Source organism: Candidatus Solincola tengchongensis (assembly GCF_015711935.1).
Classification (GTDB): Bacteria; Actinomycetota; Geothermincolia; order Geothermincolales; family RBG-13-55-18; genus Solincola_A; species Solincola_A tengchongensis.
Genome location: NZ_JACVJJ010000088.1, coordinates 1 through 23,759, shown reverse-complemented (window position 1 = coordinate 23,759; position 23,759 = coordinate 1). Strand labels below are relative to the sequence as shown.

General features: G+C 63.4%; 17 protein-coding genes, 1 tRNA gene and 1 pseudogene. 5 read left to right on the top strand and 14 right to left on the bottom strand.

Annotation, left to right across the window (positions count from 1 at the left end; translation table 11 throughout):
• Window positions 1–246 precede the first annotated feature (246 nt).
• A complete protein-coding gene (locus H7007_RS07880; protein ID WP_287154512.1) occupies window positions 247–2,646 on the top strand; it encodes an efflux RND transporter permease subunit in 2,400 nt (799 codons plus the stop codon).
• A 91-nt stretch (window positions 2,647–2,737) separates the two neighbouring features.
• Here the strand turns inward: H7007_RS07880 and H7007_RS07875 are convergent, their stop codons facing one another.
• On the bottom strand, window positions 2,738–3,634 hold the full coding sequence (locus tag H7007_RS07875; RefSeq protein WP_287154510.1) for a DMT family transporter: 897 nt from the start codon (window positions 3,632–3,634) through the stop codon (window positions 2,738–2,740).
• Between the two features lie 432 nt (window positions 3,635–4,066).
• Here H7007_RS07875 and H7007_RS07870 point away from each other — a divergent pair.
• A tRNA-Thr gene (locus H7007_RS07870) sits at window positions 4,067–4,141 on the top strand.
• A gap of 8 nt (window positions 4,142–4,149) precedes the next feature.
• Here H7007_RS07870 and H7007_RS07865 read toward each other — a convergent pair.
• The 6 genes and pseudogenes from H7007_RS07865 to H7007_RS07840 form a co-directional block, all read right to left on the bottom strand.
• A complete protein-coding gene (locus H7007_RS07865; protein WP_287154509.1) occupies window positions 4,150–4,659 on the bottom strand; it encodes an NYN domain-containing protein in 510 nt (169 codons plus the stop codon).
• A 73-nt stretch (window positions 4,660–4,732) separates the two neighbouring features.
• The gene (rlmB, locus tag H7007_RS07860; RefSeq protein ID WP_287154507.1) at window positions 4,733–5,473 is read right to left on the bottom strand and encodes a 23S rRNA (guanosine(2251)-2'-O)-methyltransferase RlmB; all 741 of its coding nucleotides are present in this window, start codon (window positions 5,471–5,473) and stop codon (window positions 4,733–4,735) included.
• Window positions 5,470–6,978 (bottom strand): cysteine--tRNA ligase, encoded by a 1,509-nt coding sequence (gene cysS, locus H7007_RS07855; protein WP_287154506.1) that lies wholly within the window; start codon window positions 6,976–6,978, stop codon window positions 5,470–5,472. Before cysS ends, rlmB begins: the two co-directional genes overlap by 4 nt.
• A gap of 233 nt (window positions 6,979–7,211) precedes the next feature.
• Window positions 7,212–7,844, bottom strand: a pseudogene (gene cysE / locus H7007_RS07850) (serine O-acetyltransferase); the annotation flags it as partial.
• A 242-nt stretch (window positions 7,845–8,086) separates the two neighbouring features.
• Window positions 8,087–9,505: a glutamate--tRNA ligase gene (gltX, locus tag H7007_RS07845; protein WP_287154504.1), complete on the bottom strand. Its 1,419-nt coding sequence runs from the start codon at window positions 9,503–9,505 to the stop codon at window positions 8,087–8,089.
• A 348-nt stretch (window positions 9,506–9,853) separates the two neighbouring features.
• Complete coding sequence (locus tag H7007_RS07840) at window positions 9,854–10,930, bottom strand: hypothetical protein (RefSeq protein ID WP_287154503.1); 1,077 nt, start codon at window positions 10,928–10,930, stop codon at window positions 9,854–9,856.
• A gap of 724 nt (window positions 10,931–11,654) precedes the next feature.
• Here H7007_RS07840 and H7007_RS07835 point away from each other — a divergent pair.
• Window positions 11,655–13,181 carry a phosphoenolpyruvate carboxykinase (ATP) gene (locus tag H7007_RS07835; RefSeq protein WP_287154501.1) on the top strand — a complete coding sequence of 509 codons (1,527 nt, stop codon included), beginning with the start codon at window positions 11,655–11,657 and terminating at the stop codon, window positions 13,179–13,181.
• A 46-nt stretch (window positions 13,182–13,227) separates the two neighbouring features.
• Here H7007_RS07835 and phoU read toward each other — a convergent pair whose 3' ends face one another.
• The 7 genes from phoU to H7007_RS07800 form a co-directional block, all read right to left on the bottom strand.
• Complete coding sequence (gene phoU, locus H7007_RS07830; protein ID WP_287154499.1) at window positions 13,228–13,863, bottom strand: phosphate signaling complex protein PhoU; 636 nt, start codon at window positions 13,861–13,863, stop codon at window positions 13,228–13,230.
• A gap of 354 nt (window positions 13,864–14,217) precedes the next feature.
• Window positions 14,218–15,114, bottom strand: coding sequence for a phosphate ABC transporter ATP-binding protein PstB (pstB, locus tag H7007_RS07825; protein WP_287154497.1), 897 nt, complete (start codon window positions 15,112–15,114; stop codon window positions 14,218–14,220).
• Window positions 15,115–15,127: 13 nt separating this feature from the next.
• On the bottom strand, window positions 15,128–16,075 hold the full coding sequence (pstA, locus tag H7007_RS07820) for a phosphate ABC transporter permease PstA (protein ID WP_287154495.1): 948 nt from the start codon (window positions 16,073–16,075) through the stop codon (window positions 15,128–15,130).
• 20 nt (window positions 16,076–16,095) lie between these two features.
• The gene (pstC, locus tag H7007_RS07815; protein WP_287154493.1) at window positions 16,096–16,962 is read right to left on the bottom strand and encodes a phosphate ABC transporter permease subunit PstC; all 867 of its coding nucleotides are present in this window, start codon (window positions 16,960–16,962) and stop codon (window positions 16,096–16,098) included.
• Between the two features lie 113 nt (window positions 16,963–17,075).
• Window positions 17,076–17,930 carry a phosphate ABC transporter substrate-binding protein gene (locus H7007_RS07810; protein WP_287154492.1) on the bottom strand — a complete coding sequence of 285 codons (855 nt, stop codon included), beginning with the start codon at window positions 17,928–17,930 and terminating at the stop codon, window positions 17,076–17,078.
• 218 nt (window positions 17,931–18,148) lie between these two features.
• The gene (locus H7007_RS07805; RefSeq protein WP_287154490.1) at window positions 18,149–19,942 is read right to left on the bottom strand and encodes a sensor histidine kinase; all 1,794 of its coding nucleotides are present in this window, start codon (window positions 19,940–19,942) and stop codon (window positions 18,149–18,151) included.
• A gap of 4 nt (window positions 19,943–19,946) precedes the next feature.
• On the bottom strand, window positions 19,947–20,645 hold the full coding sequence (locus H7007_RS07800; RefSeq protein WP_287154488.1) for a response regulator transcription factor: 699 nt from the start codon (window positions 20,643–20,645) through the stop codon (window positions 19,947–19,949).
• A gap of 198 nt (window positions 20,646–20,843) precedes the next feature.
• On the opposite strand from H7007_RS07800, the gene mgtA reads away from it, so the two are divergent.
• Together mgtA and H7007_RS07790 are read left to right on the top strand one after the other, a co-directional pair.
• A complete protein-coding gene (gene mgtA, locus H7007_RS07795) occupies window positions 20,844–23,369 on the top strand; it encodes a magnesium-translocating P-type ATPase (protein ID WP_287154486.1) in 2,526 nt (841 codons plus the stop codon).
• 164 nt (window positions 23,370–23,533) lie between these two features.
• A partial coding sequence (locus H7007_RS07790) for an inorganic diphosphatase (RefSeq protein ID WP_287154485.1) occupies window positions 23,534–23,759 on the top strand: 226 nt, incomplete at its 3' end.

Sequence of the window (23,759 nt, the reverse complement as noted above, 5' to 3'; positions counted from 1 at the left end):
GGGTCGATGAGAAGGGCACCCGTAGCTCATGCGTTTCACTCTCCGGCTGGGGGAACGTACCTCTGCGGAAGGCGAAGTCAGCGCGAAAGCCGCTCCGAAGGACATCGAAGAGGGTCCGAAAGCTTGTCGCCCTGCATGCCGAATAGTTAACGGATGACCGGACCCGTTCGGTCCCGCTTGGTCGAGTACGCGGGAAAACGTTGGGAAGAACGTTTATTGGATCGTAAGAGAGGTGGGAAGTAAGCCATGGTGGAGAAGGTCTTCCGAGGACTGGCCAACCAGAGCGAAAAACGTCCCGTCCTGGTCATCCTGGTGATCCTGGCGATCACCGCCCTGGCTCTGGCGGGCTTCCGCTTCATAAAGTCGGAATACAGCTACAAGGCCATGCTGCCCAAGGACCTGGAATCGGTCAAGGCTCTTGAGGAGGCCGAGGACATCTTCGGGGGCACCATAGAGGAGCAGGTCATGCTGGAGGGCGACGTCCTCCGGGGGGACGTCCTGCGGAGGGTGGCCGGTTACAAGTCCTTTCTCCGGGAAAACCCCGACGTATGGGAGACCTTCGTCACCGACGTCGTGACCCCACTGGATGAGATGAACCTGTTCGTCGACGCCGGGGGAGGGAACTATCAGCCCACCGAGCAATACCTACTGGAGAACCTGGACAAGTTGAGCGACGACGAACTGGTGGCCCAGGTGAGGCTGAACATCGCCGCAGCCGCGGAGAGGGCCAGAGCCTTGGGCGTGCCGGGTGCCGGAATCCGCGGCATCTCCCAGGACGAGAAAGCCCTGCTCCTCACGGCGCGCATCAACCCCGAGAAGGACACCATGGACCAGATCAAGCTGGTGGACCCGTTTGAGGCCTACACCCGGGAATACTTCGGTGATCTGGCCGGGGTGAACCTGTACGAGAGCGGAAACGCCTCCTTGAACCGCGACGCCAACCAGCAGACCATGAAGGAGACCCGCTTCCTCTTCGCCTTGGCCTTCGCCTTCATCCTCGTGGTCCTCTTCCTGACCTTCCGCCGCTTTTCCGACGTGCTCCTCACCCTCATGGTCATCATGGTCACCATCATCTGGGTGATGGGCCTTTCCGGCTGGCTGGGCTTTCCCTTCACCTACCAGAGCACGGCCATCATGCCCCTCCTCCTGGGTATAGACATCGCTTACGCCATACACGTCATGTCCCGTTACTACGAGGAGCGGCGCGGGGGGAACGACCCCTACGCCTCCTCCACCAAGGCCGTGGTGACCACGGGGGTGGCCGTCTTCCTCACCGCGGCCACCACCGCCTTCGGTTTCGCCTCCTTCTCCATATCCGACATGCCTCCTATAGTGCAGTTCGGCATCCTCTGCGTGGCCGGGGTGTTGTTCAGCTTCCTCCTCTCCGTGACCCTCCTCCCGGCGACCGTCGTCCTGCGCGACCGCAGCCCCAAGGCACAGGAGAAGTGGGAACGGAAGAACCGCCGACGCGCGGAAAAGTCGGGGGCGACCTGGCTGGATCAGCTCCTCTCCCGCGTCGCCGTACTCTCGGAGCACCACCGGGTCTTGGTGGGGATCGTGACCTTCCTCGTCCTGGCCACCTGCGGCATCCTGGCCTTCAACATATCCACGGAGGCCGACCTCTCCCGGATGATGAAGGGGGATACACCTTCCATGCGGGCCTCCGAGCTGATCAACCAGTATTTCGGCGGGCAGAACATAGGTTATGCGCTGGTCGAGGGGGACATCCTCGAGCCGGATAACCTGGAGGCCATGCTCGACTTCGAGAACCGCATCTCCTCCACAGGCCTTCTTGACCGGGACGGTAATCCTCTCATCGAGCGCAGCCGGGTGATGAGCATCGCCGACGTGGTCCGCAACGTGGGAGGGGGCGCCATACCGGCCAGCAAGCAAGAAGTGATCTCCATGCTCATGAAGTTGAGGGGCAACGGCCAGAACTCCGGCATGCGCCTGATAAGCGAGGACGGCCGCGTGGCCATGATCAGCGTCCGCGTGGCCCGGGGTTCGCAGAGCGATATGGAAAATATTGCCAATATAATGCGTGAGGCCGGGAGGGAGGTCATGGAGGAGAACCCCTCCGTCCGAATGGCCTTCAGCGGCCTCCCCATCCTCATGAGCGACCTGCTGGCCTCCATCGTGCCCACCCAGCTCAAGACCTCCGGGCTCGCCCTGCTCCTCTGTGCCCTCATCGTCATCCTGGTCTTCAAGTCCGTCTTCCTGGGGCTTGCCGCCACCAGCGTGGTCTTCTTGGGCATCGCCCTGGAGATTGGGGCCCTGGTCATCCTGGGTTGGCCCCTGGACTTCATGACCGTGATGATCTCCTCCCTGGTCATCGGTGCGGGCATCGACTTCGGCATCCATGTGACCCACCGATTCCGCGAGGAATGGCACGGGGGTATGGAAGTCGACGAGGCCATTCGCAGGACGGTGGGGCACGTGGGAAAGGCCCTGGTGGCCGCGGCGGCGACCACGGCGGGCGCCTTCGCCATAATCGCTTTGAGCGACGTGACCCCTCTGCGGAGGTTCGGCGGCATCACCGCGCTCTCCCTGACCTTCGCCCTCCTGGCCTCGCTGCTGGTCCTCCCCTCCATACTGGCCTGGTACGCCAACCTGGTGGAGAGGCGGGGCAAGCGACAGGTGGCCTGAAACAAGCTTTGCCGCTGGGCCGGAGCCTGTAGGTCGCGGGTAAAAGGGCGGGGCAAACAGCGTGATGCCCGGACGCGGATCCTGCAAACCTTCAGGATGCGCGGGCTTCCTCCCCGGCCTGACGGATGGAGCTCCCAACCCTCCGCCCGTCGGGCCGGGCACCGCTCTCCTCCGTCTTGCGCAGGGAGAGGATGACCGCTCCCCCGATGATGAAGACGAAGGAACCCAGCCGGAGGAGGAACATGCCCGCGGACGAGGGCATGGGTTCGTGCATGGCCAGTATGCCGATGATGATGGGTATGAGGTTGGACATCCCGGTGGTGATGGGCACCACCACTATGGCCTTCCCCCGCTGCATGGCCATCTGGTCCAGGATGAGGGTGATGAAAGGCAGGAAGAAGACCATCCAGATGAAAGGAGAGGCCAGCGCGTGGCGGAAGCCGTGCAGCCAGAAGCGGCTCCCGAAATCGTTCCAGGCCAGCTTGATGAGCACGGCGGTGATCCCCACCAGCACGCCGGACCCCACGGCGATCAGGTTGGGTGCCTGTTCCCCCTTCTTGGTGATGCCACTGAACAGGCTGACCCCGGCCACGGCAAAGAAGAAGATCACGAAGAACCAGAGCACCACGGGGTTGTAGCTGAAGGCCTTGGAGGGCACTCCGATGAGGCTCCTCCCCAGCATGAGCAGGCCCACCACGATGGTGCCGATGCCCAGCCAGTCGGAGATGGAGGGTCGCTCCCCGAGCTTGGTGATGGCCAGCACGGCCAGAACGGCGATCCCGGCGGTGTTGATGGGCTGGACCACGGAGAGAGGAGCCAGGCCCACGGCGATGCCCTTGACGAAGGTTCCCGCGAACTGCAGCCCCTGCGCCTCCAGCCAGGGCCGGCAGGCGAGGAAGGCCTTGGCCGTCTGCAGCGGTCTCTGCGAGCCGATGAGGGGCAGCTTGTCCAGCTCCCTCTTCTGCATGTAACCGCTGTAGTTGATCATGGTGGTGGCCACCATGGCCAGGATGACCGCCAGGACGAGGATGTTCCCACCTCCCGATCTTCTTTTTTCACCTATTTTACATATTTTATGTGAAGAAGCGCGGTTTTTCGGGTCTCCCGGGGAATTCGCACCATGCCGGAAATGCCTCCCTGAAGTATCCCGGAACGCCATCCCCGGCGTGCGTTCGGGCAAATACGGTGGGAAGTCCGGCTTTCTTATATGACCCGATCATGTGATCGAGAGGCCCCCTCCAACCGGTTACCGAATGAACCGGGCACGGGGACGCATCTCTCACCGAAAACGCCGGCGGACCGACGCGTTGTGCGCCGGAGCGAGGGCTTTGGGACAATGCTCGAACCTTCTGATCACGCAGGCGGGCGCGAGGGCAACGTCCCATGCCAACAGTCCCATGCTGATATAATCATGACAAGAGCCGGTGTAGCTCAATGGTAGAGCGTCCGCCTTGTAAGCGGTTGGTTGGAGGTTCGATTCCTCTCACCGGCTCCAGTTTTTCCTCAGCGGTAACGCATGCGGTCGAGCATCCGGCGCACCTCAGGGCTCACTCGTTCCTCCAGGGGCACCCTCCGGTCGCCGGATAACCTCTCCGCTTCCGCGCTGATCTCCTTGCGGGCCTCCCTGGCCATCTCCAGGAGCGCCTCGCCATCCACACCTCCCGCCCCATACCCTTCCACCATGCGGCGGAGGATGCGGTCGGAGGTGGCCACGGTCACCTCCTCCCCGGAGGCCATCGCCCGCACGGCCGCTTCGATGAAGGCGTCTGCTGACTGCCGCCTCCTGGTGAAGACGACCACCAGCCCCCTGCGGTCCTCGAGCATCGGCTCCGGCCCGCCCCATCCGGCGGCATCGAAGACCACCAGGACGGTGCGGTAGTAGTCGGGCGAGGCCAGGGGGAGGAGTTCCCGCAGCAACCCCTCGCGCGCCGACTCCATGTCGCTCCTCATCAGGCGCGAGAGTACGGGGTGGGAATGGATGAGGTTGTACCCGTCCACCAGCAGAGTGCTCATGGCCCCGATCCACCTCTGCAGAAGCCCTTCCGCCTGCGGGTGGAGCCCGGCCCGCCGTCCACCCGCATGCCGCTCACACCACGCCTCTCTGGCGGAGGACCTCGTAGAGGATGACCCCCGCGGCTACGGAGACGTTGAGCGAGCCCACCTTTCCGAACATGGGTATCCTGACCAGGAGGTCGCAGTTCTCCCTCACCAGGCGGTGCAGCCCCTCGCCCTCCGAGCCCATGACCACGGCCAGCGGGCCGGTCAGATCGGCCCGGAAACAGGATTCCTCGGCGCGGGAATCGGCCCCCACCACCCATATGCCGAGCTTTTTCAGCTCCCGCATCACGCTGACCAGGTTGGGGATCGTGGCCACGGCCAGGTTCTCCACCGCCCCAGCCGAGGCGTGAAAAACGGCCGGCGTGACGGGCGCGGAGCGGCTGCGGGGGAGGAGCAGCGCATCGACGCCGGCGGCCTCGCAGGTACGCGCTATGCCCCCCAGGTTGCGGGGGTCGGTGACCCCGTCCAGGAGGACGACCAGGGGGTCGTCCTTCCCCTCCAGCACCCGGTAGACCTGCTTGAAGGTGGCGTAGCGGTAAGGCTCGACGCGGAGGATGACGCCCTGATGGCTGTCGGATACCGACAGACGATCCATCTCGCGCCGGGGCAGCACGGTTACCGGTATCTTCTTCCTGCGGGCGAGGGAGAGGATCTCCTCCAGCACCTCCGCCGACCGCAACCCCTCCGCCACCATCAACTCGAAGACGGCTCGGTTCCCGCGCAGGGCCTCAAGGACCGCCCTCCTCCCCTCCACCTGCTCGTATCTCAATCCCGCTCCTGCCTCCCCACGTACTTCCAGCGCTGGCCCTCCCGGAGGTCGTCCACGCGAATGCCCATCTCCCCCAGGCGGGAGCGTATGAAGTCCGCGGTCTCGTATTCCTTCTTCCTGCGGGCCAAGGCGCGGACCTCGAGGAGCAGCTCCACCAGGTCCTCCGCGGCGGGAAACCCGGCGGGCTTCTTCTCCTCGCCCTCCTCCGCGGGGAGGCATTCCTCCTCCGCCTCCTCCGGGGGCTGTAAGAGGCCCAGGACCCGGCAGAGCTTGAGAAGGAGGTCCCTTCCCAGCCCGGCGATGATGGGGGCGGCGGGGGTTGGGAACCTCTCCTGCTCCGCCAGGTAGGCGTTGAGCTCCTTGACCAGCTCGAAGATCACGCCCATGGCCTTGGCGGTGTTGAAGTCGTCGTCCATGGCCTCCTCGAACCGCCGCTCGAAGTCGAAGAAGGAGTCGGAGAGCTCCACCTCCCTCTGGGTGCGCACGGGGGCCACGCGAGTGGCGGGCTTGGCAAGGAAGCTGTCCAGGGCGAAGAGGCAGTTCTCCAGCCTCTCCAAAGCCCGTTGCGCCTCCTCCAGGGCCTCCGGGCCGAAGTCTATGGGGCTCCGGTAATGGGTCTGGAGGGTCAGCATACGGACGGCGTCCGGGGGGTATTTCTTCAGTATCTCCCGCACCAGGACGATGTTCCCCAGCGATTTGGACATCTTCTCCTCGCGGATGTTGACGAAGCCGTTGTGTATCCAGTAGCGGACGAAGGGTTCCTGCCCGGTATAGGCCTCGGACTGGGCGATCTCGTTCTCGTGGTGCGGGAAGATGAGATCCTGGCCGCCGCCGTGGATGTCGAAACCCATGCCCAGGTAGTGGAGGGACATGGCCGAGCACTCGATGTGCCATCCCGGACGTCCCTTCCCCCAGGGGGAATCCCAGGCCGGCTCTCCCGGTTTGGCCGACTTCCAGAGGGCGAAGTCCATGGGGTGGCGTTTGCGCTCGTCCACCTCCACCCGCTCCCCGGCCCGCATCTCCTCCAGAGTCCTGCGGGAGAGCTTCCCGTACCCCGGGAACCTCTCCACGCTGAAGAATACGTCCCCGTCCACGACGTAGGCGTATCCCTTCTCCAGCAGGCCCTGTATCATCTCCAGCATACGGGGTATGGTCTCCGTGGCGCGGGGGGACACGTCTGGCGGCATGACGCGCAGGGCCCGCATGTCCTCCAGGAAGGCCTGCTCGTAGAAACGGGCCACTTCCTCGGGTGTCTTTCCCTCCTCCATGGCGCGGGCGATGATCTTGTCGTCCACGTCGGTGAAGTTCTGCACGCAGTAGACCTGGTATCCCTTGTACTGGAGGTAGCGGCGGATGACGTCGAAGACCAGGTAGGCCCTCCCGTTTCCCACGTGGATGTAGTTGTACACCGTGGGCCCGCAGACGTACATGGACACCTTGCCCTCCTCGCGGGGCACGAATTCCTCCTTCCTGCGGGTCATGGTGTTGTAAACCCTGAGGCCCATGGCCTTTTTCAGTCCTCCCCTTCGCTCTCCGTGCCGCCCCCGGATCTTTTCCGCCGCGCGCCGCTTCCCTCTCCCTTCCTCGCGGCGCTCCCTTCGCCCTTCCCGCGGGATGAGCCTCCACTCGCGGCGGCTCTCGCGCTGCCCTCTTCCGCCTCCCCGGTCAGCCCTATCCTGCGCTCCACGGTCTTGAGCTCCTCCTCGGCGCGGCGCAACTTCCTCTCCGCGCTCTCCAGCTCGCGGTGGGTCTTCTCCAGCCTCTCCTCCAGTTTGCGTATCATCCCGTCCAGCGCCTCGATCCTGTCCATCACCGGGTCGGGGATGGCCTCGTGATGGAGGTCTATCACCGGTTCACCCTCCCTTACCACCACCTTCCCGGGCACCCCCACCACCGTGCACCGGGGAGGGACGTCCCGGATGACCACCGCCCCGGCTCCCACCTTGGAATCGTCGCCTATGGTTATGGGGCCCAGCACCTTGGCCCCGGCGGCGATGACCACGTTCTTCCCCACCGTGGGATGGCGCTTGCCCTTTTCCTTTCCGGTTCCTCCCAGGGTCACCCCCTGGTAAAGGGTGACGTTGTCCCCTATCTCCGCCGTCTCCCCAATCACCACCCCCATGCCGTGGTCGATGAAAACGCCCTTTCCGATGCGGGCTCCCGGATGTATCTCGATTCCCGTCAGCCAGCGGTTAAGGTGCGAGAGGAGACGGGGGACGAGGGGAATGCCGCGGTTCCACAGCCAGTGGGCCACGCGGTGCATCCACAGGGCGTGGACGCCGGGATAGGCCAGGATTATCTCCAGGGCGCTCCGAGCGGCCGGGTCACGGTCCCGTACCGCCTGTATGTCCTGTTTCAGGGTTTCCAGTATCTCCCGCAGCATCCACTCTTCCTCCTCTTCCCGCGGCGTAAAGAATATTATAAAGGTTGCCGCTCGGAAAAGGACTGCGCACTTTTCCTGGGAAGCCGGGTTTTGGCCGCCGCGGGTGTCTCGGAGGACGAGCCCGCCTCCATCCTCCCCTGCGGGGCCGCACGGGCCAGTCGCAGCGGAGCCTGCGGAGCGATACCGTTACCCGGAGGCCCCGAAATTTATACCCATGGGGGTATCACGATTCAAGACCTGACCCCCTGGAGTCTTCGGAGGCATTCGTCCCTCCCCAGCACGTAGAGCAGGTAGGGAAGGGCGGGACCGCGGTCCCTTCCGGTGAGGGCCACCCGAAGGGGCATGAGGATCTCCCTGGGCTTCAGGTCCCGCTCGTCGAAGGCGTGGCGCAGCCTGGCCACCAGGTGATGGGCGTGCTCCAGATCCCGGATCCCCTCCTCCCTCAGAATCTCCTCCGCTTTCTCCAGGACCCTCCCGGCGACCTCACCCCGCAGCCATTCCGCAGCGCGTTCCCCCGGTCGTGCGGGCTCGCCGTAGGCCTCCAGGTAAGAGGGAAGCTCTCCCAAATTGGTAATATTATCCAGAACGGATTCCAACATGACCGCAAAGAGAGGGTGCCCCGACCAGCGTGGGGCGTAGACCCCGGCGACCCTCACCAGTTCGTCCAGGGGCATGCGGCGCAGGTGCTTCCCGTTAAGCCAGTCCAACCGTTCCCGGTCGAAGACCGCCGGGCTCCGCGAGAGGTCGCCGATGTCGAAGAGTTCCACCAGCTCCGAGAGGTCCAGCACTTCCCTGCCCTCCGGCGGGGACCAGGAGAGGAGGGCCAGGTAGTTGGCCAAGGCCTGGGGGAGGTAACCCATCTCCCGGTATTCGCGGACCGAGGTCGCTCCGTGGCGCTTGCTCATCTTGCCCCCGTCGGGCCCCAGGAGCAGGGAATGGTGCAGGTACATGGGCGCCGGATACCCGAGTGCCTCGAAGAGCAGCACGTGGCGGGCGGTATTGGTGAGGTGGTCCTCGCCTCTTATGACGTGGGTTATCCCCATGACCGCGTCGTCCACCACTACGGAGAAATGGAAACCGGCCCGCCCGTCGGAACGCATGATGATGAAATCCCCGAAGGAACCCGGGGGGAAGCGGACCAGCCCATGCAGGAGGTCCTGGAAGACGACCTCCTTTTCGGGTAGCCGGAACCGGAGGGCCGGTCTCTCGCCACGCCCTTCCCTCTTCCTCACCTCCAGCGGTTCAAGGTCGCGGCAGGCACCGTCGTAACGGGGAGACTGCCCCTCGGCCAGGGCCCTTTCTCTCTTCTCTTCCAGCTGTTCCGGGGTGCAGAAGCACGGATAGGCCATCCCCTTCTCCACCAGCAGGCGTGCGTGTTCGCGGTAGACCTCTCCCCGTTCGCTCTGCCGGTAGGGGGCATGAGGCCCGCCCACGTCGGGGCCCTCGTCCCAGTCCAGCCCCAGCCATTTGAGGTCCTCGAGGATGGACTCCTCCATCTCCCGGCTGGACCTCTCCACGTCGGTATCCTCTATGCGCAGGATGAAAGAACCGCCTTGTCCGCGGGCGAAAAGCCAGTTGAAAAGCGCCGTCCTCGCCGAGCCCAGATGCAGGCGGCCCGTCGGAGATGGGGCGAACCTCACCCTGACCATATACTGCCCCTTTCGCACAAGAGGTCCGTCGTCCGCATCCTGTAGATGTTCGTGTTTATCAGGCCTTCCGTAAAGCCGGCCCCAGAGATCGCCCCCTTCGCCCTGTCAGACTGCATCCAGCCTTGTCAGGACCACAGGGTGGCCTCCCGGCCTGCCTTAAACCCGAAAGCGCCTACCCGATGGAGGGCATCGACCCATAGCGAGCCATGACATCGACGGCGCTTTGCCGCCTAACCGGAAAAGCCGGCGCTTTCACCAACCCTGTCATGACGATCAAGAGGAATCCGCCAGATCATGTTATATTACCATTTATTGCCTGGATCGGGTTTCACGACATGCACAACGCGCTCAACGCGGGGTAACCTCCACGAGCAGGTCGCCCTCCTCGCTCAGCTCCCATTCCACGTCGCTCTCCACTTGGAAAGCCCTCTCATAGAGTCCCTGGGCCAGCCCCACGCCCAGAAGGGGAAGGGCCACGTTCTCCACCTTGACCTGCACGCCTCTTCTTCCGACGCGCAGGTAACGGAGGTACCCGAGCCCCCGGATGGCCAGTTTCTCGCGCATCCCCTCCTCGCCGGCCACTTCCTCCACGGCGAAGAAGCCGGACTTCACGAAGCGCTTCTGGGCCTCCACCACCACCCGCGGGATGGTCTCGCCAAGTTCTCTCTCCAGCTCCTCGAAGACGGGGTCGATCATGGAAGGCCCGGTCATGACCATCCTCCGCCCGGTGACGGAACTGCGGATGGAGCCGTTGGCCAGGTCCCACCTGAACTCCTGAAGGGCCAGGGGTGCCCCGCAGTTCTCGCACCTCTCCGGCCTGAAATCACCCGGCTTGTACTCCCTTTCGTACCCTCTCCACCGCAGCCTGTCCTTCAACTCGGGGGGATTCTCCGCCTCGAAGACGGTGATGCGGTAAATTCCGGGTGCCGTCTCCTCGTACCTGACGCCCGGCTCCCTTCCCACGATGGCCTCCAGCGACCCGGCGAAATTGCCCACCGCCAGGGGCACCGAGTATGGGCGCTCGGCGATGACGGCGATGAAGTCCCCCTCGCCTCCCTCGTACCTCACATCCTCCAAAGAGAGCTTTCCGTAGCCCATTGCCCTCCAGATGAGAAAGGTGGAATCGAACACCAGCCGGAGGTCTATCTCCCGTTTCCTGATCGTCTCCTTGACGTCGTCGGGGACCACGAAGCGCATGTATTCCCTGGTGGACCTCCGCGATGCGTCGATGACCAGCCGCTCAATGGGTACACCGATGATCTCGCCGATGCCCTGGAACAAGGGGTCGAAGTTCCCGCACTCGAAGAGAACCAGGCGTTGCCGGGCGTCCCTCTTCGCGGTGATGACCCCGTTGTCCATCCATACATGCTGGCTGCTGATGTAGAGGGGAAGCCCGCACCGGGTACAAGTGTCGGTTTCCGTCATGTCCGCCTTCCTTTCGGTTTCGTGCTTTTCCGCGCTTTCCTCGACCCGCCGGCACCACATTCAATGCCGAACGGGATGAGGTTAAACGAACCGTGTACCCTGGCAGGCCGATATCCCGGGGGCAATCGTCCCGGACGTCGAGGACATCATCGCCGTGCAGTTATTTTAGCCGCCGTGACCAATGGGGGGCAACAAGCACCCGCCGATGTTCGGCACGTTCGACCCCACGGAAAGACGAACAGCCGAGGCGAATCCGGTTCCCCGGCCGTTAAAACCCGTCCCGGGCCGGGTCGGCTTCCCACCTTTACCCGGTAGGGCTCATTTCCCTGCCTCCACTGGGAGGGGGAATCAGCGATCATCCCGAGTTTTCGGGCACAAGGGACTTGTTGTCCTCCGCCTCCCGCGGGAATGGGAAAAGGAACAAAGTGAGGAGTGTCGACGAAAGGACCCGCGGCGTCTCCTGTGGGCGTCGGAGGAGACGGCTGCGTACCTTTCGAGTGCGCCTGTTCCTCAAGCGATGATGCACCGTGACGGGTGATGGGGAAGGGTGCGTGAGATATCCTCTTGACCATCATGTCGAGAGGGCGAAAAGTCCTCCCGGCGTCCCCCCGCAAGGGTTCCTTGAACTGAGCCGCCCTATGATGCTATATATTTCTACACCTATGAAATAACGAACGAACGCAGCCCTTCGACCATATGAAGCCGTCTATAAAAGGAGAGCAGGATGAACGACACCTTTGAGCTCTACGGGAGGACGTTCAAACCGGGAAAGGTCCTGGACAACCCGGACGACGAGCAGCTGCGGGCCTGGGCTATCGAGCAGGGCGGGATAATAACCCAGGTAGGCAACCTGGCGGTGATCACCAACGTCAGGAGCAGGAGCGCGAAGTTCACCGAGATCTACCACGGCAAGGACCCGGACGAGAAGGACCTGGCACTTCTGGAAGAGGTCTTCGACTACCTGAGGAACAAGGAGGTCATCCGGCTGGACAGGCGGATGTGCACGCACCCGGACTTCCACTTTCACGCCCGCGTCTACATAACCTCCGAATATGCCCGCATCCCCCTCATGTGGGGCAACACCCTGTTCCCCATCGAGGACAAGGACGACGACCCGGACTTCGTCACCATCACCGTGGCCGAATGGCCCACACGGCGCGTGATGGTGTTCCCCGAGCAGGGAATCACCATAATCCTGGGCAGCGATTACAAAGGCGAGAACAAGAAGGCCATGCTGCGCCAGCTCATGTACGCGGTCAAGAAAAGAGGGTGCCTGGGATTACACGCCGGCTCCAAAGTCATCAGGGTCAGGCGCGGGGGCCAACTCACCGACGTGGGGTTTCTCTTCTTCGGCCTGTCCGGCACCGGAAAGACCAGCCTGACCTGCCACTCCCACTGGCTGGAACACCCGGAGCGGGTGATCATACGCCAGGACGACGTGGTCATCCTGCGTCCGGACGGAAGCGCGCTGGGCACGGAGAGTTCATATTACGTGAAGACCGACGCCCTGGACCTCGACTCCCAGCCCCTACTCTACGCCGCCTGCCTCTCGCCGCGCACCATTCTGGAGAACGTCAAGGTGCACAAGGAGGACCGGCGGATAGACTTCCACGACACCTCCATCACCTCCAACGGCCGGGCCATGGTCAAGAGGAGCGACGTGGCTTTCACCGACGACCGCATCGACCTGGACAAGGTGCAGAACGTGGTCTTCATAACCCGCCGCAACGATGTCGTGCCTCCCGTGGCCAAGCTCAGCCCGGAATTCGCCGCCGCGGTCTTCATGCTCGGCGAGTCGGTCGAGACCTCGGCCGGCGATCCCACCATGGCCGGGAGGGCGATCAGGGTTGTGGGCACCAACCCCTTCATCATCGGGCCCGAGGCCGAGGAGGGGAACATCTTCCTCTCCATACTCAGGGCCAACCCGGACATCAACTGTTACCTCATCAACACGGGAAGGGTTGGCGCCAAAGAGGGATCGGAGGGGGAGAAGATAACCATCAGGGATTCCGCGAAGATAATCGAGATGATCGCCCGCGACGAAATCAAGTGGAAGGAGGACTCCTTCTGGGGTTACGAGGTGCCCGAGGAGGTGCCGGGCATAGATTACCAGCGATTCGACCTGGAGAACTTCTACCAGCCCGACGAGATCGAGTCCCTCAACAAATCCTTACGGAGGGAGCGCATAGAGTGGCTGGAGAGGTTCGAGGGCTTGGACCCGGACATCCTCGAGGCCATCCAGGGAGGATGACCGCGCCCCACTGCGTGGAAACCGCCTGTCCGCCGGACCGCCACTGTCACCTCCCGCTGACCAGGAAACGGACGTTGTCGCCGATGTCCACGGCATGGTCGGCGATGCGCTCGAAGAAGCGGGCGACCATGATCACCCTCACGGCCACGTCGAGCTCCTCATCCCTGCCCCGGTCGAATTCCCTGAAGAAGCCGCGGTAAAGCCGGTCAACCGAATCGTCCATGGCCTCCAGCTCCCGGGCCATGCCCGCGTCGCGCTCCTTGAAGCCCTCCAGCGCCCTTTCCACCAGCCGCAGGGAACGGCGAGCCATCTCGTCGATGGCTTCTTTTATCCAGGAATGGAGGCTCACCGCGCGGATGTTCTTCACCGCCACCGCGATATCCTCGCACAGGTCGGCCATGCGCTCGAATTTCTGGGCGATGCGCATGATGACGACGATCATGCGGAGGTCCACGGCCACCGGGGCTTGCAGCGCCAGGAGCTCAAGGCCTTCTTCCTCCAGCCGGTTGCGGTAATCGTCGAAAAGGTGGTCCCCGGCGATGATCTCGTCGGCGGCGACATGGTCCAGCTCCAGGAAACACAGGCGGGTCTTCTCCATGGTGGCCAGGAGTCCGCCGCCCATGCGCAGCAATTCCACGTATAGCTCGTCAAGCCTGTGGTGAAAGTCCCTTCGCGGCTCCACCATCATTCCTCCGTTAAGAGATGCCGGTTTCATCCAACGGCCACCGAAAACACGGGGAGGGCGTTTCCACGAGCGGGAGCAACCCGTGCGGCTCGACGAGCCCCGCCGAAGAAGCTCTTGCCGCCTCCCGTTTCCCTCCCCCTATGCTCGACCCGTGGTGCATCCGGCCTCCTGCGTTCCCGGAAACTGGCACCCGGACAGGAGGCGAACCGGAGGCCGAAACGGTCCGCCCGCCCGGGCCCCTCGTCTTTCCTGCCGAGGCCCCTTCGCAAGGCTCGTGTGGAGCGCAGCTCATCCGCGAGCGGCTCACCGCCCTGTGGAGCGATCCGCGGACGCTAGTCCCATCTCGAAGATTCAACCGAACCTCCCGGTGATGTACCTCTCCGTTCGCTCGTCCGCCGGGGCGGTGAAGAGGGCGCCGGTCTCCCCGAACTCCACCAGCCGCCCGGGGTCTCCCTGCTTCTCGATGAGGAAAAAGGCCGTGTAGTCGCTGACCCGGGCCGCCTGCTGCATGTTGTGGGTCACGATTACAATGGTATATTTTTCCTTCAACTCGGCCAGAAGGTCCTCGATGCGCTGCGTGGCTACAGGGTCCAGGGCGGAGCAGGGTTCGTCCAGCAATATGACCTCCGGCTCCACGGCCAGGACGCGGGCGATGCAAAGGCGCTGCTGTTGACCACCCGAGAGGGCCAGAGCCGGTTCCCTCAGCTTGTCCTTCACCTCCTCCCAGAGCGCGGCCCGGCGCAGGCTGTTCTCCACTATCCCGTCGAGCGTCCCGCGGTCCTTGATCCCCAGAACCCGGGGACCGAAAGCGACGTTGTCGTAGACGGTCTTGGGGAAAGGATTGGGCCTCTGGAAGACCATCCCCACTCTCCGCCGCAGGGAGGTCACGTCGCAGTCCCTGCCGTAGACGTCCTCGCCGTCCAGAAGGACCTCGCCCTCCACGCGGCATCCCTCCACCAGATCGTTCATGCGGTTGAGGCAGCGCAGAAAGGAGGACTTGCCACAGCCGGAAGGCCCTATCACGGCGGTAATCCTCCTCTCGGGTATGTTTATGGTAATATCTTCCAATATCTTCCTGGTCCCGTAATAGAGGTTCAGACCCCGAAGGCTGAACTTCACCCTCTCCGCCGAAGCATCCTCTTCGCGGGCGCTGGCGAGCTCCCGGAAGCGGGGCGCCGCGCCTCCACCTGCACTCTCCATTACCTCGCGCCGGGGATAGGTCCTCCCCATCAGGGCAAGAATACCCACCGCCCACATCCTTTCATGTCCGATAGCCCATCCGCTTTCTGAGCAGCTCCGCCGAGGCCCTGGCCGCCAGGTTGAGCACCAGCACCGCGAGAAGGAGGAAGGTTGCCTCACCGCTGGCCACCCGGAACCAGTCCGGCACCAGAGCCCCCTCCGTGTACATGTGCCATATGTTGGCCGCCATGGGCGCGGCCGGCCGGAACGGCGACCAGGGTACCTTGCGCACGAAGAGCCCCACGGTATAGATTACGGCGGCACTCTCGCCCACTATCCTTCCCACCGTGAGGACGGCCCCGGTGGCGATGCCCGGCATAGCCACGGGGAGTACGGCTTTCTTGACCGCCTCCCACCGCGTGCAACCCATGGCCAGCGCCGCCTCGCGGTAGGAGCGGGGCACGGACCTGACGGACTCCTCAGCGGAGCGCATGACAGTCGGCAGGTTCAGCAGGGTCAGGGTCAAAGCGCCGGCAAGCAACGAATAACCCAGTCCGAGGTAGATGACGAAGACCAACATGCCGAAGACGCCGAAGACCACGGAGGGGACCGCGGAGAGGGAATCCGCCCCGAAGCGTATCAACCGCGACATCCGTCCATCTCCCGCGAACTCCGACATGTAGATCGCCGCCCCCACCCCAAGGGGGATGACCAGGAGGAGGGTGAGGGCGGCAAGGTAAAAGGACGATACCACCATAGGCCAGATTCCCCCTCCCTCCCGCATGGCCTGAGGCTTGCCGAAAACGAAGGAGGGGTCGAGCGCCGTACCCAGGCCGTTCCAGAGGACGAGCGCGATGATCGCGGCCACGACGGCCAGCGCCGCCATGGCGAGCGTCCATATCACCCCCGTGGCCAACCGATCGGCCATCGCCTGCCTGGAGCGCGGGGCACGAGCCCGCCGCGCCGGGGCCGCCCCTCTCGATGTGCCCCGGCCGGACTCCCAGGGCATGCCCGCTTTATCCAAGGCCACAAAAGCGTTCCTCTCGCCCATCACTCCACCCATGAATATCCGTGCCCAGTCCTGGAGACCCGGCGCACGAGCATCACCAACCCCATGGCCAGCAAAAGTAGGACCAGTCCCATGGAGAAGAGAGCCGAGCGCTGGATGCCGGTGGATTCACCCATCTCCATGAGTATCTTGGTGGTCATGGTGTGGGTGGGCGAGGTGAGGGATGTGGGGAACACAGAGGCCGGGCCTATGACCATGGCCACGGCCATGGTCTCTCCTATAGCCCGGCCCATCCCCAGGACGATCGCGGCCATTATGCCGTTCTTCGCGGCCGGGAGTATGATCCCCTTCACCGTCTGCCAGCGGGTTGCCCCGAGGGCCACGGACGCCTGGTAATAGGACTTGGGCACGGCTTCCAGGGCGTCCCTCGATATGGTGGTTATGGTCGGCACCACCATCACCGCCAGTATCACGGACGCGGTGAGTATCCCGCTGCCCGAGGTCCCCGTCGCCTTCCTTATGAGGGGGACGAGGACGGTGAAACCCAGCCATCCCAGGACGATGGAGGGGATTCCCGCCAGGAGTTCCACGGCCCTGCTGATGATCTCGCGAGGACGCCGAGGGGCGACCTGGGTGAGGAAAAGGGCCAAGCCCAGGGCTAGGGGGGTGCCCAGGAGCAGCCCCCCGGCGGTGGTGACAAGCGTACCGACGAGGAAGACGAGCATCCCGTAACGCCCCTCCCCGGGATCCCACTCGGAGGAGAAGAGATTTGCCGGTCCGGCATGCCTCAGGCTGGGAAAGGCCTCCTTGGCGACGAAGAAGACGACTAAGGCAAGCCCCAGCACGACCACCATGGCCGCCGTCATAAGTATCTTCCTCACCAACCATTCCCTGTCTATCACCGTCATCGGGACACTCGCTCCCCTTTTCCCGCCATCTCCATCCGTACGGCGGTCAAGCTAAGGAGGGGCACTGCAAAAGGTGAAGCCTTCATGCAACGCCCGCTCCCATCGCCCTTAGCCTATATCTGCGTCATGGGTATGTATTCCCTGGCCACGACCTCGTTCTGGAACCGGTCCGAGAGGACGAAGTCGATGAAGGCCTTGGCCAGTCCGGTTGCCTCGCCCTTGGTGAACATGTGCAGGTACCTAGAGAGCGGGTAGGTGTTGTTCACCGCGTTTTCCTTGTTCGCTGCCACCCCGTCGTACTTCAGGGCCTTGACCGAGTTGTCCAGGTACCCTAAAGAGATGTACCCGATGGAGAATGGGGTGGATGAGACCGTCTGGCGCACGATGCCGTTGCTGTTGCACTCGATGGCGCCGGCCACCGGCTTTTCCTTCTTCAGGGCCTTCTCGTCGAACATCTCGCGGGTGCCGGAAGCCTCGTCGCGGATGACCACCTTTATGGGCTGGTCCGGTCCTCCCACTTCCTTCCAGTTGGTGATCTTCCCAGTGAAGATGTCCTTGACCTGAGCGGCGGTGAGGTTGTCCACGGGAACGTCCTTGTGGGCTATGACCACGATGACGTCGAGGGCGATCTTGTTGTCCACGAGCCCCAGGCCCTTCTCCTCGTCCTTGAGCTCGCGGGAGGAATCGCCGATATCCACCACGCCCTCTGCGACGTTGGAGATGCCCACACTTGACCCCCCACCCTGCACGTTGACCGTCACACCCGGGTTCTCATCCATGAACATCTCCGCCGCTTCCTGGGCTATGGGAAGGACGGTGGTGGAACCGGAGAGGTTCAAGATACCCGAAAGCTTTGGCTCCTGCTGCCCTCCCTCCACGCTCTCGTTCCCGCCGCATCCCGCTGCCAGCATCAGGAGCAGCGACGCCATCACGGCGAAAGCGGCGAAAACGTACCTTTTGACTGACATACCTACCTCCTTCTTCTTTTCCGCCGGGCATCCGCTCCCGGCCGCCTCGAACACAAACGCGCGTCCGTCACGTGGGGGAACCCAGGCCTCCGCCATTCCTTTTTCCCACCAAACGAATTAAAGGCATGGCGTTTAAAAGCGGGTTGATGCAAGGTAAATTCTTGAACAAGGGCAGTTTAACAGGTGTTTAACCGCGAGCGATGAATCGGCTTTGGCCTTTATGCCGGTGAACCCATCCCCCGATCGCCTCCCGGGGGCCGTGGAAGGCGCACGGAGAAGGCAGACCCCTCTCCGGGCTCGCTCTGCACGCTCACCGTGCCGCCGTGCAGTTCGGCGATGTGCTTGACGATGGACAAGCCCAGCCCCGTGCCCCCCGTCTCCCGGGAGCGCGCCCGGTCGATACGGTAGAACCTTTCGAATATGCGCGGGAGCTCCTCGGGGGGCATACCCACACCCGTGTCCCTGACCTCCAGGACCAGGGCACCTTCCTCGGCCCGGCAACCCACGAATACCCGCCCTCCCGGACGGTTGTATTTGATGGCGTTGTCCAGCAGGTTGTCCAGGAGGGTGGCCAGGAGCCGCCGGTCCGCCGTCACCATCATCTCCCCGCAAGATGTGGCGTCCATCTCCACTCCGTATTCAGCGGCCAGCTTGGCCTTGCCCTCCAGTCGCTCGTCCACCAGTTCGCGCAGGTCTATCTCCTCCATCCTCAAGACGGTCTCGCCCGCCTCCAGACGGCTCAGGGCTAGCAGGTCCTCCACCAGCTGGGAGAGCCTGGAAGTCTCGCGGTCCAGGTCGTGGAGGAACCTCTCAGCCGTCTCCCTCCTCTCCAGGGCCCCGCCCAGCAGGGATTCCACGAGGGCGCGCACTGTGGCCACCGGGGTGCGCAGCTCGTGAGAGACGTTGGCCACGAAATCCTGACGTATGCGGTCCACGCGCCTCAAGAGGGTGACGTCCTCCAGGGTGCTCACGGTGGCGGAGACCTTCCCGTCCGCTCCGATCACCGGCTGCGACTTCAGGTGCAGGGTCATGCGGCGGGGGTAGAGGAGCTCCATCTCCCTCTCCACCTTCTCCCCCGCCGCGGCAATCCTAACGGCCTCCTCCAACTCCGTGCCCGTGAAGACCTCGACAAGCCTCCGCCCGCTCGCCTTTTCGAGCCTCACGCCCAGGATGGCCTCCGCGGCGGGGTTGAGGAGCAGCACGCGGTTCTCCCCGTCGGCGACCAGAATCCCCGTGGACACGTTCTTCAATATGGCTTCCAGCTTTTTCCTTTCCGAGTCCAGTTCTTCCACGCGCTTGCGTACTTCACCGGCCATGACGTTGAAGCTCTCGGCGAGCTCCGAGAAATCAGCGATGCGGGGCGCGGTGACCCCTCTCTCCAGCTCCCCCCTGGCCACGGAGGCCACCGCCTCCCGTAGTTCCCTCAGCGCCCCCATCACCGTCCTTTCCGTCCAGAGGCTGGCGCCCACGATGACCAGCAGTAGCAATCCGAAGGCTGCCAAGAATATCCACCAGACCCTGAGGATGACCGGCATCACGTCCTCCTCCTGAACGGAGACGCGGGCCGCCCCGACGATCTTCCCGTCCACCTGCACCGGAGCGGCCGCGTAGATGAACTTCTCGCCCAGGGTGCGCGACTCGCGCCGGGCCGAGGAGACCTCGCCGCGCAGGGCTGCCGCCACCTCCGGCCTGCCGGCGTGGTTCTCCATGTGTTCGGCTGGGTATTCGGAGTCACCGAGGACCTTCCCCTCCGTGTCGATGAGGGTCAGCCTCACGGGGAGTTGGCCCGCCAGATCCTCGAGGCGGTCGTCGATCTCCTCCACGGACATCCCCTCGCGGAAGTATGACTCCGCGTGCCCGGCAAAGAGCTGGGCCTGCACCTTGAGGTCCCTGCTCTCCCTGGAGAGGGTGTAATTCCTGATGGGAACGATTACCAGTAAGGAGAGAACGACCAGTATCGCCGCGACGATGGCGGTATAACGGGTTATCAGGATGCGATTCAGGCTCTTCAACGTCCTAACCGCCGGCCTCGAACCGGTAGCCCACCCCACGCACGGTGATTATGCGGCTGGGGCGGGACGGATCCGCCTCGATCTTCTCCCGCAGCCGCCTTATATGCACCTCCAGGGTCTTGCTCTGGGCGAAGTAATCGCCCTCCCAGACCTGGCTCAGGAGGTACTCGCGGGGAAGGGCCTTTCCGGGATGGCGCATGAAGAGCTCCAGGAGGCGGTACTCCATGAGTGGCATGTCCACTACCCTTCCCCCTACCTTGACCTCATGCCGTTCCCGGTCGAGAATGATGTCTCCGGCCCGCAGGAGACCCTTCTCCTTACCCTCTCTCTCCTCTCTCTCCCTCGCCCAGCGGCGCAGGACGGCCTTGACCCGTGCCAGGAGCTCCCGCATGTTGAAGGGCTTGGTAACGTAGTCGTCGGCTCCCATCTCCAGCCCGAGGACCTTGTCCACCTCGGAATCCTTGGCCGTGAGCATGATCACCGGCACATCGCTATCCCTGCGCAGCCGACGACATATCTCCATGCCGTCCACGCCCGGCAGCATGAGATCAAGTATGACCAGGTCGTAGCCTCCCTCCAGGCATTTTTCCCAGCCGCTCTCCCCGTCCAGGGCGACGTCCACCCGAAACCCTTCCCTTTCCAGGTTGAAGGCCACGGCTTCCGCCAGCGGTCTCTCGTCCTCGATGATGAGTATCCTCTTCACGTCTCCCCTCGTTACCGACAGCTCGATTAACGGGCTCCTGAAGTAATATACATCAACGGCCTCTTAAACCGAATGTGAGGGAAACGGACCGCGGCCAGAGAAGGGGCGGAGAACCGGAAACCGCGGGTACGGTCGGGGGTAGAATTGTAGGAGATGACGAAATCCAAAACGCGTAGCCAGGGATAAGAAGGCGAGGGCATGGATCAACGGGACCTGGGACGATTCTGGGGCCTTTCCCCGGAGGAAGCGCTTAGTCGCCTGGAGTCCTCTCCTCAGGGCCTGCGTTCGGAAGAGGCGCTACGCCGGCTCAAACTGTACGGGCCCAACCTGCCGAGTAAGGAGAGGAGGAGAGGCATTCCCTCCCTTCTCTTAAACCAGTTTCGAAGCCCCATCATCCTCATCCTGGTCTTCGCGGCCTCGGTATCCTTCTTCCTGCACGACCCCTCGGACGGCATCATCATCCTCTCCATCGTCCTGATAAGCGGGCTGCTCGGCTTCTGGCAGGAAAAGGGGGCCGCCGATGCCGCGGCCGGGCTCCTCTCCCTGGTGAAGACCAAAGCCCGCGTGCTGCGCGACGGGAAACCCGTGGAGGCGGACGTCGAGGCTCTGGTACCCGGAGACGTGATACTCCTGGCCGCCGGCTCCTCGGTTCCGGGAGACTGCCTGATACTGGAATCCACCGACCTCTACATGGACGAGGCGGTGCTCACGGGTGAGACCTTCCCGGTGGAGAAAAGACCCGGCGTACTTCCGGCGGATACCCCTCTCTCCGGGAGGACCAACACGCTCTTCATGGGCACCCACGTGGTCAGCGGGGAGGCCAGAGCCCTGGTGGTTCTCACCGGTCGGGACACCGAATTCGGAAAGATCTCCGACCGCTTGAGGTCAAGAGCAGCGGAAACGGAATTCGAGCGCGGAGTAAGCCGGTTCGGTTACATGCTCATGGAGGTCACCCTCATCCTGGTGCTCTTCATCTTCGCCGTCAATGTGGCCTTCCATAGACCCGTCCTGGACTCGCTGCTCTTTTCGCTGGCCCTTGCCGTAGGGCTGACTCCCCAGTTGCTTCCCGCCATCATCAGCGTGAACCTCTCCCACGGGGCGCGGCGCATGGCCCAGAGGAAGGTCATCGTGAAGGTCCTGGCCTCCATCGAGAACTTCGGAAGCATGAACGTACTCTGTTCGGATAAGACAGGAACCCTCACCAGGGGCGAGGTCCACCTGGATTCCGCCCTGGGACCGGAGGGCCGGCCGGACCGGAGGGTCCTGCATCTGGGGTGTCTGAACGCCGCCCTGGAGACGGGTTTTCCGAATCCCATAGACGAGGCGCTGCGGCGGGAATGCGACTTCGACCTCAGCGCCTACCGTAAACTCGACGAGATCCCCTACGATTTCCTCCGCAAACGCCTCAGTATCCTGGTGGAGAACGGGGAGGGCGCCCTCATGGTCACCAAAGGAGCCCTGGACAAGGTGTTGGAGATCTGCACTCACGTGGATACTTCCGACGGCGAGACGAAGGACCTGAAAGAGGCGGCCGAGGAGATCCACCGGCTGTCCGAGGAAAAGAGCCGTCAAGGCCTCCGCCTGCTCGGCGTGGCTTACCGCAGGATGCGGGACAAGACGGCCATTTCCACCGAAGAAGAGAAGGAGATGACCTTCGCCGGACTTCTCGTCTTTCACGACCCCCCTAAACCTGGGGTGGAAGAGACGGTGCGGAGATTGCGTGAACTGGGGGTGGAGCTCAAGGTCATCACCGGGGACAGCCCGCTTACCGCCGGGCGGTTGGGGGAGGAGATAGGCATGGCCTCGCCCCGGGTGCTCACGGGCACCGATTTGCACCACATGAGCGATGAAGCCCTTCTGGGCAAGGTGAACGAGGTGGACATCTTCGCCTCCATCGAGCCCAACCAGAAGGAAAGGATAATCCTGGCCCTGAAGAAAGCGGGAAACGTGGTGGGGTTCATGGGCGATGGGATAAACGATGCTCCCGCGCTGCATGCAGCCGACGTGGGCATCTCCGTGGACGGCGCCGTGGACGTGGCCAAAGAGGCCGCTCAGATTGTCCTTCTGGAGAAGGACCTGGAGGTCCTGGTGCAGGGGGTGATGGAGGGAAGGAAGACCTTCAACAACACCCTGAAATACGTGTTCATGGCCACCAGCGCCAACTTCGGGAACATGTTCAGCATGGCCGGCGCCTCTCTCTTCCTGCCCTTCCTGCCCATGCTGCCCGGGCAGATACTGTTGACCAACCTCCTGACGGACTTCCCGGAAATGGGCATCGCCACCGACAACGTGGACCAGGAGCTGGTGCAGGCGCCACGCCGGTGGGACGTGAAGTTCATAAGGAGGTTCATGCTGGTCTTCGGCCCGCTCAGCTCCCTTTTCGATTTCCTCACTTTCGGTGCCCTCATGTTGCTGCTCCACGCCGATGCCTCCGGGTTCCGCACCGGGTGGTTCATGGAGTCCGTGGTCTCCGCCTCCCTCGTCGTCCTGATCATCCGCACACGTAAGCCGTTTTTCCGCAGCCGTCCCGGAAAATTCCTGGCCGTCGCCACTTTCCTGGTCATCCTGACCGCTCTCGCGCTGCCCTTCACGCCGCTCGGCGAGGTCTTCGGTTTCAGGAAAATCCCCCCCGCCTTCTTACCCGTGCTGGCCCTCATCGTCTTACTCTATGCCCTGGGGGCCGAGCTGACCAAACGCCTGTTCTACCGGCATCTCCCGACCTGAGATAAAGGTTCCCGCGCGAAAGGCGTCTTCACCCGGCGCGAGCGGTGGCGGGCGCGGCAAAGAAACCTTATGATTCAAGGAGGATCGCCGGAAGACGCGAGAAAGCGCATGGTCCGGGCATGACGGCAACAAGTGGCCGCCTGTTCTATATGGAGGTGAGAGAGATGCCCACGGCCGAATTCCCGGATGTCGTCTCGGTTATCGTGGAGGTGCCCAAGGGCTCCAAGAACAAATACGAATACGACCGGGAGAGGGGCCGTATAAAGCTCGACCGCGTGCTGTTCAGCGCCGTACATTACCCGGCCGACTACGGCTACGTGGAGGGTACCCTGGCCGAGGACGGCGACGAGGTGGACATCCTGGTCCTCCTCGACGAGCCCACCTTCTCGG